Source organism: Nucisporomicrobium flavum, assembly GCF_016464385.1.
Taxonomy (GTDB): domain Bacteria; phylum Actinomycetota; class Actinomycetes; order Mycobacteriales; family Micromonosporaceae; genus Actinoplanes; species Actinoplanes flavus_A.
The window spans coordinates 18,834-32,887 of record NZ_JADMLH010000008.1 but is presented as its reverse complement, the minus strand read 5'-3'; the positions used below and the strand labels follow the sequence as shown (position 1 = coordinate 32,887).

General features: G+C 61.7%; 12 protein-coding genes. 7 read left to right on the top strand and 5 right to left on the bottom strand.

The features are described 5' to 3' along the window. The first annotated feature begins 42 nt into the window (after window positions 1-42). The 5 genes from IT780_RS20030 (at window position 43) to IT780_RS20010 (ending at window position 5,485) form a co-directional block, all read left to right on the top strand. On the top strand, window positions 43-501 hold the full coding sequence (locus IT780_RS20030) for an ester cyclase (RefSeq protein WP_199513145.1): 459 nt from the start codon (window positions 43-45) through the stop codon (window positions 499-501). 12 nt (window positions 502-513) lie between these two features. After that, a complete protein-coding gene (locus IT780_RS20025; protein WP_199513144.1) occupies window positions 514-831 on the top strand; it encodes an NIPSNAP family protein in 318 nt (105 codons plus the stop codon). Window positions 832-1,507: 676 nt separating this feature from the next. Then, window positions 1,508-2,542, top strand: a complete 1,035-nt coding sequence (locus IT780_RS20020) for an AAA family ATPase (protein WP_307831301.1) — start codon at window positions 1,508-1,510, stop codon at window positions 2,540-2,542. A 155-nt stretch (window positions 2,543-2,697) separates the two neighbouring features. Next, window positions 2,698-4,788, top strand: coding sequence for a S8 family peptidase (locus tag IT780_RS20015; protein ID WP_199513142.1), 2,091 nt, complete (start codon window positions 2,698-2,700; stop codon window positions 4,786-4,788). Window positions 4,789-5,335: 547 nt separating this feature from the next. Then, the gene (locus IT780_RS20010) at window positions 5,336-5,485 is read left to right on the top strand and encodes a hypothetical protein (protein WP_199513141.1); all 150 of its coding nucleotides are present in this window, start codon (window positions 5,336-5,338) and stop codon (window positions 5,483-5,485) included. Between the two features lie 129 nt (window positions 5,486-5,614). On the opposite strand, the gene IT780_RS20005 is transcribed toward IT780_RS20010, so the two are convergent. The 3 genes from IT780_RS20005 to IT780_RS19995 all read right to left on the bottom strand — a co-directional run bounded on the left by IT780_RS20005 (window position 5,615) and on the right by IT780_RS19995 (window position 8,135). Continuing rightward, window positions 5,615-6,376, bottom strand: coding sequence for a GntR family transcriptional regulator (locus IT780_RS20005; RefSeq protein WP_199513140.1), 762 nt, complete (start codon window positions 6,374-6,376; stop codon window positions 5,615-5,617). Window positions 6,377-6,564: 188 nt separating this feature from the next. Then, window positions 6,565-7,494, bottom strand: coding sequence for a DMT family transporter (locus IT780_RS20000; protein ID WP_199513139.1), 930 nt, complete (start codon window positions 7,492-7,494; stop codon window positions 6,565-6,567). 14 nt (window positions 7,495-7,508) lie between these two features. Beyond that, on the bottom strand, window positions 7,509-8,135 hold the full coding sequence (locus tag IT780_RS19995) for a GntR family transcriptional regulator (protein ID WP_307831275.1): 627 nt from the start codon (window positions 8,133-8,135) through the stop codon (window positions 7,509-7,511). Window positions 8,136-8,138: 3 nt separating this feature from the next. Here IT780_RS19995 and IT780_RS19990 point away from each other — a divergent pair, with 3 nt between their 5' ends. Next, window positions 8,139-9,020, top strand: coding sequence for a tyrosine-type recombinase/integrase (locus IT780_RS19990; RefSeq protein WP_307831274.1), 882 nt, complete (start codon window positions 8,139-8,141; stop codon window positions 9,018-9,020). A gap of 106 nt (window positions 9,021-9,126) precedes the next feature. On the opposite strand, the gene IT780_RS19985 is transcribed toward IT780_RS19990, so the two are convergent. Beyond that, window positions 9,127-9,363 (bottom strand): hypothetical protein, encoded by a 237-nt coding sequence (locus IT780_RS19985; RefSeq protein WP_199513136.1) that lies wholly within the window; start codon window positions 9,361-9,363, stop codon window positions 9,127-9,129. A gap of 2,297 nt (window positions 9,364-11,660) precedes the next feature. Here IT780_RS19985 and IT780_RS19980 point away from each other — a divergent pair. After that, complete coding sequence (locus IT780_RS19980; protein ID WP_199513135.1) at window positions 11,661-12,332, top strand: hypothetical protein; 672 nt, start codon at window positions 11,661-11,663, stop codon at window positions 12,330-12,332. Between the two features lie 108 nt (window positions 12,333-12,440). Here IT780_RS19980 and IT780_RS19975 read toward each other — a convergent pair whose 3' ends face one another. Then, on the bottom strand, window positions 12,441-13,862 hold the full coding sequence (locus IT780_RS19975) for an ApeA N-terminal domain 1-containing protein (RefSeq protein ID WP_199513134.1): 1,422 nt from the start codon (window positions 13,860-13,862) through the stop codon (window positions 12,441-12,443). Between the last annotated feature and the right edge of the window lie 192 nt (window positions 13,863-14,054).

The following is a 14,054-nucleotide window of genomic DNA, read 5'->3' as shown; positions in this document are numbered from 1 at the left end:
ACGTTATGGACCGTACGGTCAAAAACCTGCTAGCGTGGCCCCATGAGAAGCAACGAAAAGGTTGTTCGCGAGGCCTATCGGCTGGCAGAAGGAAACGTTCTCGACGCGGACGGTTTCCGCGCCCTGTTCGCCGAGGACGGCACGTTCAACGACATGCCGAATGCGTTGACCTTCCGCGGGGACGAGATTCCTCACGCTGTGAAGGGCTTCGCCGGCGTCTTCCCGGACGTCCACCGTGAGCTGCTCGAAGTGCACGCGCTCGGTGATGTCGTCGCCGTGGAACTCCGCATCCAGGGAACGCATCTCGGCGCATTCCCGACCCCGGCCGGCGAAATCCCGCCCACCGGTAACCGGATCGACGTACCGACGGCGGATCTCTGGTTTCTCCGGGACGGAAAAATCGAAAGGTTCGACTGTTACAACGCAGCGAATGTGTTGCTCGCTCAAATCGGCGTCCCGCCCGACTTCAAGGCGGCGACCGGGGCCGCCGGGACGGCCTGAGCGGACTCCCACATGTATCAGCTCAGGATCTACACCCTGCGTACGGCAGAAACCCTCCAGCGATACGCCACCGTGCACTGGCCGCGGCATCTCACCAGCATGCCCTCGTTCGGCGTGACCGTGCACGGCTTCTGGACCGATCACCAGGCCGGAGCGCACCGCTTGCTCGCCCTGCTCTCGTTCCGGGAGGGCACCACCCCGGCCGACTTCATAACCGCCTACCTGGCGAGCCCCGAACTGGCGGCAGACATGCGGGGCTTCGACGTCGGCGACATCGTGGCCGTCGAGGAAGTGCTGCTCGATCCGGTCGCCGGGTCGCCGCTGGCCTGAGCGGCATGGGCGGAGCTCAGAATGGGCCTGCCCTGGTGGTTCGGCGGAGGGCGTGGGATTCGAACCCACGGAGACGCGGAACGCCTCACCGGTTTCCAAGACCGGGCCGCATACGCCTTTGGCCAGGCACAACGTCTGAGCCTCTGCCTTCTTTGCCGCACACTTGCCGGAGCCGAGCGCCCTGACGCTGTGAGTCGATCTAGGCCCGGCCTTACCGACCGTGAACCTATGGATTAGTGCCGATTTCGGCGATCGAACCTTCGAGGGCAACCCAGCGCATCGACGCGGCGGGATGGTGGGCCCTGCGGTGGGATGCGTTGTTGTACTCCGCTGGTGGCGGATGATGCCCGTGCTCCAACGCGATCACCATCTCTCGGTCACCTAGCCGGCACTTCACGACGCAACAGCATGCGAGCCCGGGTGCCCAAGCCCACCGGCGGTCAGAGACTGGGACGACCAGACGAGTGGTGCAAGCCTGCAGCTTCCCCCACCGCAACGCTACTGGACGGAAGGCGCCGGGCCAGCCTGGGTGATTCGATCGACTTTTTAGTCCACTCCAGCGTAGGATCTTTACGTGGTAGCGGCTAACGAAAACCCGGTGTTGGACAACGTTGTGGATGTTGGTCCCGATCTAGTCCAGCTAGCTCGACTTGCCCTTGCTGGACGCGAGCAGGACATGCAGCAGTACATCCATCGGCTTGCCCGGCGATACACGTCTCGACGTCCCCCCCTTGCAGCAGAGCTGCTGAGCTTGCTTCGGGCGAACCCAAGTCGGTCGGCGCCTCTGCGGGGCACGACGGCTGCTCCGGCCCCTGTTGATTTGGACAGCAGGCTGCCCCTGTTGCGGCACGACATGGCAGGGCCTGAAGTACGACCAGTCCTTAGCGAAACGGTTGGTACGCAGCTCCGTGACCTTCGTGATGAGCGCTTACATAGAGATCGGCTCCTAGCGGCTGGTCTTAAGCCGAGCCGAACAGCCTTGTTCGTAGGACCGCCCGGAGTGGGAAAAACTCTGGCAAGCAAGTGGCTCGCTGACGAGCTATCACTACCGCTGCTGGTTTTGGACCTTTCCGCGGTCATGAGCAGCTTCCTTGGTCGCACGGGCGTGAACGTTCGAAGGGTTCTTGACTATGCGAAGTCTGGACCCTGCGTCCTTCTACTGGACGAGCTTGATGCAGTAGCCAAGAGGCGTGACGATGCAACCGAGATTGGAGAGCTCAAACGCCTCGTAACGGTGCTGTTGCAGGAGATTGACGACTGGCCGGATAGCTCGCTTTTGTTGGCGGCAACTAATCATCCGGACCTGTTGGATCCAGCTGTATGGAGAAGGTTTGAGCACATCGTCGAATTTCCCCTCCCTGACTTCGATGGCATTATGGCATCCCTGCAGCAGCTAATTGGCGACGAAGCGCAAGACGCTAGCTTGCTTACCGCCTTAGCGATTTGCCTCGCTGGTAGCTCTTATAGCGACGTAGAGCGCCTTGTGATGACGGCGAAGCGCAAAGCGGCGGTCGCCGACATCGATCTGGTGAAGACCCTAGAGGTCATTGTTGAAGATAGAGTCAAAAGTCTCAGAAAAACTGACCAAATAGACATAGCCATTGCACTTAGCAAGACCGGCACGGTGTCACAGAGGCAGACACAGAGGCTCACAGGTGTTAGTCGTGACACCATTCGGAAGCGGCTCAACAGCGATAGAGCGGAGGCGTAGCGATGCCGGAAAGACCGCGGTTTCTTCTCGGTTACGGGGAACGGTTGATGGAACCGGTCGTACTGTCAGGAGGAGCACCGAATAAGCGCTCGTCTTACAGCCCGGAAGAGGCTCGCACACGGCTCTCCTCACAACTTGACACCCTCACGCAGGCCATGGCTGATCTGCCCGATGAGGCATGTCCGAACGGGGAATCCGTTGGGCTTTTGACTCTCCACCCCGAATGGATCGCGAAGTCGTACTTCCCTGATCGGTTGCTAGAAGAGTTCCATCTGAGAGCTGTTGGTAGTCGGCCGGTAACAATAACTCCTGAGAAGTGGACCAAGGCTGGTGAACCGGGACCTTCACCATCGAACGAAATCTTCATCGCAGGACAAAGAGAGGATTTCGAAGAGTGGGCCGAGCTCCTACACGCCGGAGCCCCGCCGGGACCCAGCGGTGATCAGCTAACGCGTGTTGAGTCTCTGCGCTTTCCCGATGTCACCGAACGCCTCCGTCTTCCGCCAGCAGGCTCAAACGAAGACCCGGACGCTGACAGCGAATTCTTCGAGGTCGTGTTGCACGCTACCGACCTGCCTTCGTCTCGTCACATTGTGCGGGGCTTCGTGCGATATGCAGCTCAACTTGGAGTGGAGGCTGACACTCAACGTGCGCTCTTCGCCGGCGGATTATGCTTCATGCCGGTACACGCCCAACGGGAAGACTTGGAGCAACTGGCTCTCTTTTCATTCCTACGCGTCGCTCGCCCGATCCCACGTCTACGGATAATTCAGCCCATCGAACGCTCCTTCGGTCCACCCTCCAAGGACGAATGCCCCCTTCCCGACGAGGACCCGGTAGATCCCGATCTTCGAATCGCCGTCTTCGACGGTGGAAGCTCCGACAAGGCCTCCGTTTCGCGATGGACCAATCGTCATGAGACCCCAGGCCTCGGCAAGGCAGAGAGTGACTATGTTGAGCACGGCAATGGTGTAACGTCCGCGGTGCTTTTCGGCCCTCTAGAGCCAGGAACACCAGCACCCCGCCCCTTCGGGATTGTCGACCATTACCGGGTGCTCGACGGCGACGTGAACCAGAATCCACTGGAGCTCTACGATGTCCTACATCGAATTGAAAGCGTTCTGGCCCAGCGTAGACACCAGTTCGTAAATTTTAGCTTGGGCCCCGCATGCCCCATTGAAGACGACGAGGTCCATCCGTGGACGGCGGTACTGGACCAGTTCCTGTCCGACGGAAATACTGTGGCGACCTTTGCTGTCGGCAATACCGGAGAACTTGATATAGCCTCGGGCAACGCGCGCGTGCAGGTACCGAGCGACACCGTGAACGGCCTAGCCGTTGGTGCAGCAGACAGCTCTCGACCGGGTTGGCAGCGTGCGTCCTACAGTTCGATTGGTCCGGGGCGGCGACCTGGGATCGTTAAGCCAGATCTCCTAGCGTTCGGGGGATGCCCTAGAGAGCCATTCTATGTACTGTCGTCTCAAGGGAGTCGACCTACGCCCACGGGCGGAACTAGCTTCGCGGCACCTGCTGCACTTCGGCTTGCCGCTGGCGTACGTGCGCACTTCGGCGACAGATTGTCTCCCTTGGCTCTTAAGGCGTTGCTTGTTCATACCACCGAACAACATACGGCAGGCCCTGCTCACGTAGGTTGGGGCCGTGTGGCGCCCAGCGTTCGACAGATAGTCGAGTGCGACGATGGCGTCTTGCGGGTTGTATATCAAGGCGAACTCTCGCCGGCGCAAGTCCTCCGGGCTCCAATACCCCTTCCCGACGAAGAGCTTAAGGGTCGTACGACTATTACGGCAACAATTTGCTACGCAACCGGCGTCGACCCACAAGATCCAGGAAATTACACTAGAGCTGGTCTGGAGGTCTTCTTCCGACCGAACGCCGACAACTTCGAAGACGGGGCAGCTCATCCAAAGACGGCCGCCTTCTTTCGGAGCAAGGATTACGAGACGGAGCAGGACCAAAGAAGGACCGCTTACAAGTGGGAGACAGTGTTACATCGAACGCAACGCCATAACGGAAGTTCCCTAGTTCGGCCAGTATTCGATATCCACTATGTCGCTCGGGAAGGTGGCACTGGATATAGGATCAGTGCCGACCGCGTACGCTACGCCTTGGTGATAACAGTTCAGAATCGCAACGAGACTGACATTTACGACCGGGTGCTCCAGGCCTACGCGACTTACCTTGAGGCCATTGAGCCAATCGTTGAGGTTCCGATCCGCATCAGATAGTTCCCAGTTGTTTACGTTCACCGCTGGAGGCCACCACACGGTCATAGCCAGATAAGTCATCCCGGTCGCCTGGGCCTCGCCGTTGCGGTGGGCTGGTATCCCTTCAGGCAGGCAACCGGGATGACTTAGGCACCTATCACACCACCAAAGGGAACTACCCTCGCAAGCCATCCTGGGAGCCGCCCGCCCGGCGAGGACTATATGTTGCAACTTGTTGCTCCGGCTCTTCACGCCGAAGGGAGCCGGAGCTTTCGTATGTTGCTCGCGCGTGCCGCAGGCTGAACCCGCCCGCCAGAGGCGGAGCCGTCGGCGGGTGGCGCGGATCGGGCCGGCCCTGCCGGGCGGCGCGAGCGGCCTGCTAAGCGGGTCATTTTGGCCCTTAAGGCGGCGTGCCGGGCAAGAACCACCTTCCGGGCTCAAGTTGGAGAGCCATGGTCTCCCGCGCCGTGAGCAGCTCCGCCATTATCGAACGCCGTGCGGATGGGCTCACGGTGCTGGCCGCGACGATGATCCGTTCTCGCTGATGCGCTGGCATCTTCCACTCCCGATGGACCTGCAGCAGGTCGGCTGCATGGCATTGAACGTCTACGAAACCTTCATCACCCCACGGCACGAGCCGGGTGGCGTCGACGTGTTGGTCGCCGAGCTGCACGCCGATGAGCGTGTCCTCTGGCAGTACGGCAAGCTGCCTCATTAGCTCGTTCCGCATCATCGAAGTCGACCCCTACTCCACTCATATCCGTTGCTCATCGGCCCGACAATGGTCTCCTCTCGGAAGCGCGATCAGGCGTCCCAGGATGTCAGCTGGATGGGGGCAGACGGCTGATTAGTCGTCCACAGTCAACTCGTAATCGAGGACAGTGAGGTCGGCTCGGATCGTGAAGCGGGTGACCTCGAACGGCCGGCCGAGGTCGTCATAGCTGGTGTGCAGGATCTCCAGGACTGGTACACCCGGCGGGATCTTCAAGCTTGCTGACTCGTCCGGCGTTGGTAGACGGGTCGAGACTTGCTCCCGAACACGAGCAACGTCGTATCCCAGTTCTTCGAATCGGGAGTAGAGAGACGCACGGCCAAGCGCCTTCGTCGTGACGTGCGAGTCGGTGCCGGCGACGCCGATCGGGATGTAGGTGGTGCCGTTCTGTACCGGTTCGCCGTCGGCGTAGTAGCGGTTTTCGCGGCAGACGACCACGGTGAGAGGTTCGATCATCAGCCGGCGGGCGATGTCTGGTGGCGCCGGCTGCTGGCTGACAGAGCGACATTCCGCATGTGGCGTGCGGCCCTGCTGACTGACTTCCATCCGAAAGGGCGACGCCCCTGTCTCCTCCCGCATACGGCGGGAGTAGCGCTGTGCCCCGAGCCGTCTCAAGGCTGGCCGGTTGCGGACGAACGTGTCGTAGAGCCAACTGGCGAACCGTGCCCATTGGGCCGCCTCGGCGCGGGCCTGGTGGTCGCCGGGCGCCGACCAGCTCAGTCGGGCAATCTCGGCGACCTGCGGCCGGTTGGTGTCGAGTACCTGCATCGCCGCGGTAAGCGGACTGTGGTCGACGGGATGAACGTCAGCCTCTTCGGTCACCAGCTCCGTGAGCATGCCACGTGCCGATAGCGCTGTGTCGAGCGATCGGGCAAACTCCGGGCTGGGCAACTTGTGGCCGGACTCGATATCCTAAAGGTACGTGTGGGAGTAGTGCACCAGATGCGCGAGTTCTCGCAGCGACAGGCCCCGATCATGGCGTAGATCCTTCAAGAGGTGGGGGAACCGGGGATCTACCGTGACCATCAATCACTTCCCCGCGCGATATCGATCTCGCGGACGCCGGATTCCGTCGCTGGGGTTTGGTTGCTGCGCCGCTGGACCAGAGCTACGCCAGCCAGGACCACCACCATGCCCGCAACCATCGGCAGGGTCACCTTCTCGTGCACCACCAGAGCTCCGAGGGCAACGGCGACGAGCGGCAGCAGGTACGTCGTCGTGGATGCAACGGTCGGCCCCTCATCGGCGATGAGGCGATAGTTGAGCACGTACGCCAGGCCGGTCCCGAAGACGCCGAGGATCACCAAGCTCCCGATCGCGTCGAGCCGCCAGTGCGGTGCGACCAAGCCGCCGAACGGCAGGGCAAGCAGCATCAGGATGGCGCCGGCCGCGAGTTGTGATGCGGACAACATGATCGGCGGAACTCCCCTGTTGGTAAGGAATTTGCCCATGTAGACGTAGGAGATTCCGTAGCTGGCCGATGCTGCCAGGATGGCCACGCCACCCCAGCTGGCGATCTCGTTGGCGGACTCCCACGGAGTGAAGATCAGGACCGTGCCGGCGAAGCCCAGTGCGAGGCCGGCGCCGCGTCGCCAGTTCACCGTGCGGTCCGTGCCGGCGAGGAACGAGACGAGCACGGTCCAAAGCGGGGTGGTGGCGTTGATGACACCCGCGACGTTCGACCCCACCGTGCGTTCGCCGACCCCGAAAAGCGTGTACGGGATGGCGTTAGCGACCAGCGCCGCGACGAAGAGGTGCATCCACGTCATGCGGCCGGCAGGAATTCGCATGCCGCGAGCGAGGGCGATCGGGGCGAGGACCAGCGTGTCGAGAGTGAGCCGGACGAGCACGATCTGGGTCGGAGTGAAGCCGCGTAGGGCGAGCTTGATCCAGAGGAACCCGGATCCCCAGAGCAGAGCGAGTAGGGCGAGCCTTGCCAGGCTGCTGCGGCTCATCTCGTGCCTTCTCCTCAGTCTTCAACGGGCATGTCGTAGTCCAGGCCGTTGAGGTCGCCGCGCATGACGAACCGCGTGACCTCGAAAGGCCGGCGCTGCTCATCGAAGCCGGTGTGCAGAACCTCGATCACAGGAACACCGGGCGGCATGCCAAGAGCTGCCATCTCCTCCGGGTTGGGCATGCGTGCGGAGATCTCTTCCCGAATGCGGGCGATGGGGTAGCCGAGTTCTTCGAACCGGGCGTAGATGCTGCCCTTGCCGAGCGTCTTCGCGGACGCAAGCGGTGAGTCGCCGGCTACGGCAACGGGGATGTACGTGACGCCGACCTGGACGGGCTCATCGTCGGCGAAGTACCAGTTCTCGCGGCGCACGACCGTGGCGTTATCGGAGTCGAGGCGTAGGCGGTCGGCGACATCATCCGGCGCCTGCTCCGTGGTCACGGAGCGGCATTCGGTCTTCGGCGTGCGGCCCTGCTTGGTGACCTCGATCCGGAACGGGGACAGGCCGGTCTCGCCTCGTAGACGCCGGGAGTACCGGCGATCCGGCAGGCCCTCTATAACTGGTCCTTCAACCGCACCCGCCGCGAGGACGGGCCGCCGCCGGACAACATGGCTAACACGGTGAAATGGCTCTCGGCTCACACCGTGAAGCTGACGGACCTCACCGACGCCGCTCTGATCCGGAAAGCCCTCGACATGCTGGCCCTCCGCATTGATGGCAAGGCCGCAGCAGCGAACACGGTCGCCCGCAAACGTGCCGTCTTCTACGGCGCGCTCCGATACGCCGTGGAGCTGCGGCTCATCGACGCTCATCCGATGGACTTCGTTCAATGGTCCGCCCCCAAGTCGACCGAAGAGGTTGATCGGAGATCTGTCATCAGCCCACCTCAAGCGCTGACCCTGCTCACCGCGGTCAGCTCGAAGTCGCCTCGATTGGTGGCGTTCTTCGCGTGCCTGTACTACTCGGCGCTTCGGCCGGCTGAGGCGCTGCACCTGCGGGAGGAGGAGGGCGAGCTACCGGAAGACGGGTGGGGCGTTCTGCGGCTAACCGGATCAACCCAGCACGTAGGTGAGAACTGGGGTGACGACAGCACGGACATGCGGGAGGACCGGGAACTCAAGCACCGGGCGAAGACGGCCACGCGTATCGTCCCCGCCCCGCCGATCCTCGTACGAGCGCTTCGGTGGCACCTCGCAGAATTCGGCGCGGGATCGGACGGCCGGCTGTTCGTCAGGCAGGGATACGGGGGCGGTCCCCTCTCGAAGGAGACGTACTCGCGAGTCTGGCGGCAAGCCCGCAAGGACGCCCTCACCCCCACGCAACAGCGGTCGCCGCTGGGCAAGGTGCCCTATCAACTGCGGCACGCCGCCGTGTCGCTCTGGCTCAACGCCGGGGTACCCGCTACTCAGGTGGCGGAGTGGGCGGGTCACAGCGTGCACGTGCTCCTCAAGGTCTACGCCAAGTGCATCGATGGCCAGGACGAGGCTGCGCGCCGCCGGATCGCGGAGGCGTTGGAGGCGCTGTAGGAACAGCCGCAGCCCTTATGGCAAGTCGCCTACATCCTCACATCGCTTGATTGGTATCAGCGGAGCAGCGGCCCGGATTGTGAGATCCGGGCCAACCAAAGCGCCCTTAGCGGCGGATCACATAGACGGCCGAGCCAATCTGCGCAATGACCGCAATCACACCAATCACCGTGATGGCGTAACGGAGGGTGCCGCCATCAACGTTCCACTGGCCGCCAACCACCAAAATTGTGGCGATAGCGGTCGCTAGACCGCTGACGGCAAGGAGCGCAGCCTTCGCTACAGCCGATCGTGGATCTTGATTGTCTTGGCTCTCGCCAGCATTCCTGGTTACGGTGGCCAACGTCGTTCTCCTTCGCTGTGGGTCTCTGAGCTGGGAACCATGAGGGGTGCGGCACGACGGCCCGCCTCGCACGCGGGCCGTCGGTGTCTCCGGGCGATCACACGTCCGGCAAGAAGTAAGTACCTGAAAATCCCCCGCCCCGTCGGACGTGAGCCAGTCACGGTGCGTAATTGGCACGTTGGGCCGCGTCCCTTTTGTGCGTTGTATAGGCCGAATGCCGCATCTCTGCGTATGCGGAATGCCACTTAGGGTAGAAGGTTACGGGTGATTCGAATCACGTATATTCCCTCCATGTGTCGACGGTGAGAAGGCGTGGGGCATCTACCGTTTGGCCAGCTAGCACATGCTTTTCCGGGCCTAGACCCAGCGCGCGGCATGAGGGCAGTTGGCCTGCTTGCGCATGAGGTTGGTCTTGCCGTCGAGTCACGAGGACGCTGAGCGACGGTGTGAGGTGCTGATCAAGCCGCGCCGAGGACCCAACAGTGTGGCGACGGCACCCTATGGCGTGTGTGGAGATCGGGAGCGCGAATAGCGTCGCCAGGTTTCGGTGGGCGTTGGCCCGGCGCAGACCAGACCTCGCGACCTCTCCGCGTCCGTCACGCCCCAGGGACGGGTGGCCAGGCGGGTCCTGAGGAGTTGCGGGCCCGCTGCTTCACCTCTCTGCGAGGCTAGTCGTAGGCAGCCGCAATGCCGAGAGCAAGAGCCGTGATGATGCCGATCGCCTGGTTAGGGCGCCGCACAGTTTCGTCCGGCCTCTCGACTCGCCTACTACTTGAAGCAGCGTTCCAGCCGCAGTGGCCAAGCTAGCTGCCGCGAGGGGCGAGCTTTATAACGTCGAGACGGTGATCGAGTTCCGCTTGTTCGGGAGCATGCTTCAGCGCTACGGTGGTCATGTCGTTCTCCTTCTGAGCCATGCATACGTAAGGACAGGGGTCGACATGACGGCCCGGTTGCCCCCGGGCCGTCCCCCTTTGTGGTTCCTCCGGGACATTACCCGACGCCCTCTGGCAATTCTTTGCCCGCCAGGCGAGATAATAGATACGCAACGATGTGATTGCGTCAGAGGAAATGCCTAGTGCTGAGGTCCTGGCCTGCGCATCACGGATTCTCGCACCCGCCTTCACCTGCTTATTGTGAAGTGAGTCACATTCCCGCGTGTCACCCGGAAGAGCTTTCGGTGGCCCCTGTGCGGTTGCCACTAGTTGCCTCTAGTCGCTAATCGATCCCGCATGAAGCCGCCTCGGCGAAATCTCGCGCGAAGCGGATGTAATACGTGCCGCCTTAGAATAAATCGCACTCTCGTAGCGCTATTTTAAGGCGGTCGAAGATCCATGCGAACTTGCTGGACTTGTCGGGATCGCCGACGATCGGAAGGTGCCGGCATGTCACCCAAAGGACTCCAATCGGGTTGCGGCCCCTCCACGGATGGGTGGCCTGGTCTTCGCCGTACAGCTGGCCGGCCAGGCCAGGCAGGGAGTCGCCGCATGCATGGGTGCTTGCAGGCCACAGCGCGGGACCTCCTGATTGGAGGGGGATGAGTGGCTCGCCGGCCACGACCAGGCCCGGTGCATCCGAATCATTACGGCCCGCCTCGTCCCTTCGGCGCCGCGTCGGAGCTCCCGGGCTGTGCCCAGGCGGCGGAGCGAACGGCCCGCACCGTGCTACTTAAGGTCAACACCATGTGCATCGATGGCTAGGCGAGGCGGCGCCGCCGGATTGCACAGGCTCTCAGGGTGGAGGACGGTGAGACGTAGGCCGCCGCCGTAGTTTGCCGCGTATTTGCCGTGAAGGGTGAGCTGTAACTAGATCACTTGAGACCGAGTTGGACTCGCTCATCCATCATCGAGGTCCCGCATCCCGCGTTACCACAGGTCAGCAGCGTCTTTCGCGTGGTTAGAGCGGAGGGCGTGGGATTCGAACCCACGGAGACGCGGAACGCCTCACCGGTTTTCAAGACCGGGCGCCGCAAAAGCCCGACCTGCGTGAATATCGAGTCCGGTGGACCCGTTGTCGCACTATGGTCGCGGACGTACAGGACGAGGGTTGTCCAACCTTCATTGGGCCCTGTTTGCCCTTCGGTCGGGCACGGCACAGGTACGCGAGAACTTCCACACTGCAAGGGGCGTCGCCGGCGGCAACTATCCCGGCACGGTCGCGTGAGGCAGCCGCTCGCCGAGATCGGCAACATCGACGGTTCCAGTCCAGCGGCAGGAGCAGAGCAAGCGCACCGAAGCCTCGACCTGCATGGAGCAGTGGGCCGAAGGCTCGATCCGTGGATCGGGTAGCGTCCCTGTCTCGTGAAGAAGGTGCTGCTCCTGTGCGGAGCTGGTTTCGCGGCTATGGCTGCAGCGGTCGCGGCGATGATCGTCACCTCCTCCCGGTATACGCCACCGCCTAGCCAGGAGCCACCGAAGGTCACTGACTGGATGCAAGGATGGGGAAACATCGTCGGTGTCGCGGCCGGCATCCTTGCCGCGTTGTTCACCGGCTTGCTGCTCCTCCATGAACGGCGTCAGGCCAAGGTCGCACAAGTAGATGCCGCTGAGGCGCGTCGAGACGCGAAACGGGAACGGGCGGAGGCTGCGGCGGATCGCGCGCGCGTCGAGGCGGACCGAGTAGAGGCATTGAAGCTCCCTGCACGGGCGGTTGTTCACGGCAGCAAGGTCAGCATCAGCGGCCAGCCGTCCCTCGGCCTGATCGCACAAATCAATGTCAGCGTATTCAACTTCGGATCGGGCCCCGTCCGGCGGCTTGAAGTCTCAATCACCTCTCGTGAAGGGGATGAGACGATCGACCTCGACCCCATTGATGTGTTTGGCCCAGGCCATGAAGTTGCACGTCGCTCCTTCTCGCCGCACCAGCGAGAATCGCCGTTTATCGTCAAGGCTCACGACATTCGCTTGCGATTCATTGACGTGAATGGCCGGTCGTGGGTCAGGGTGAACAACGGCGAACCTGAGCTCGGCTAAGTCTCCGGCAAGCGCCGCAGTCGGGCAGCAGGGAGAAATTCCTCGTCGCCGTATCCTTTGCGGTGTCCTATTCCATCGAGGGGCGCGTCGAGTCTCTATAGTGGGTAACTACGGCAGGCTTCTGCCGCCCAGGCGACCTACTACATCGGCGCACCGGTCAGTTGCGAATTGGACATCGGGTTTCATGATGAGCCTTTGAAGCGTGCTCAATGGAACTCCCAAACGCAAAAGAAGACTGGCGCGCGTGAAGTTGAAGACACTCTCCGCCAGCCACAGCAGGTCGCCAGGACTACCCCCAAAGCTCGTCTCGCTCAAGTGCGTACCGAGATTGCGGGCCTTCTTGACGAGCCGCACCCAAGGCTCATAGTCGCCAACCAGGAGTGGGACTAACGCAGGCATCTCTGACGCTAACTCGTTGAGCCTTTCACCAAGTGTCGGGTCGTTGGCATGTGACATCAGCTCGTTGAACCAATCGTGCTGTGAGCGTGGTACCGCAGTTTTGCGGATGTGTCGCTTGAGCGCCCGAAAAACATTGGGCGACATGCGACTACCGCCGATCGCAATCCGATGCAGCCCTTCCGCGGCTGAGACCTGATTCAGAAACTTGTTTTCAGTATAAGTCTGGCTCCTCATCGTAAGTAGTGAACCGACGACCGTTCCCAGGCTGTCCGCTAACTGCAGCCAGCTCAGCAAAGTTTCGATCCCGCCTACATCACCAAAGGACGCGAACACACCGTCGGGAGTCAGGCGCCGGCCGCGATTCTCCGAAAATCGATCGAATCGAGCTTTCAGTTCGACGCGCCTCTTAGTGCCAGGAAAGGGTGTTCCCTCCAGACTCAACTCCGGTCTGTCTCGCCTGTAGAGATGGATTGACTGGAAGCGAGGCGCACGATCGACACACAGAGCTACGAAGTTGTAAATCGAAGAGATGTCTTTACTCAGTTTGTCAAGCCCGGCATATTGTCCGTACTGAATCTCGATCTGCGGCCATTGTTGAAGTTCGAGCTTTTCGAGTCTCTGCTCGACTCGGCCCCAACGAAAGTCTAGCGCAACGGATCGCCCCTCCTGATCTTTCGCTTCCGACCGAGGTGGGCGCGTGAGCGACAGTTCGAACTCCTTCCTGTCAATTCCATCAAGTGGGCCGACCATGTCCGATTCTATCGAATCTTGGTTGACCCAAGCTGGTAGACAATCCAAACGGAGGATAAGTTCATCGAAGCAAGTTTCACTATCGCTGTCGAAGTGGTCACCGATGAGTAGAGCATTGACATACCATCGACTAGCCGTACCTGATCCGCAGTCGATCAGGGTAACCTTCTTGCGGCCCTCTGGCGTGTCTACTGTGCCCAGTATTCGCCGCTTCGAGTGGCCCCATGCTACGTGGAGTTCACCGTTTGGAAGGAACTCACCAAGATCATCATTAAGATCGAGAGACCCGCCTTTTACGACGTCGAAGGTAAGGCGGCCGTATTGGCCGCCCTTCGGCTGACCCGGAAACCAAAAGTGCCCGAGAAGGTCAAGCGGTTCCATTGGCGAATCCCCCCGTATCTACGACCGTTCCGAGTATCGTAGGAAGCGATAGACCTAGAGGCGCCGCATTTTACCCTAGCGGACGACACCAGCGCGCTGCCCTTCCGCCGTGGTGGACGCCGACCCACACGAGTTTGCTGCAGCCTGCGGTCGCCAGGTCGATGACGGCACCTGAGCGAAGAGTCACGCGCG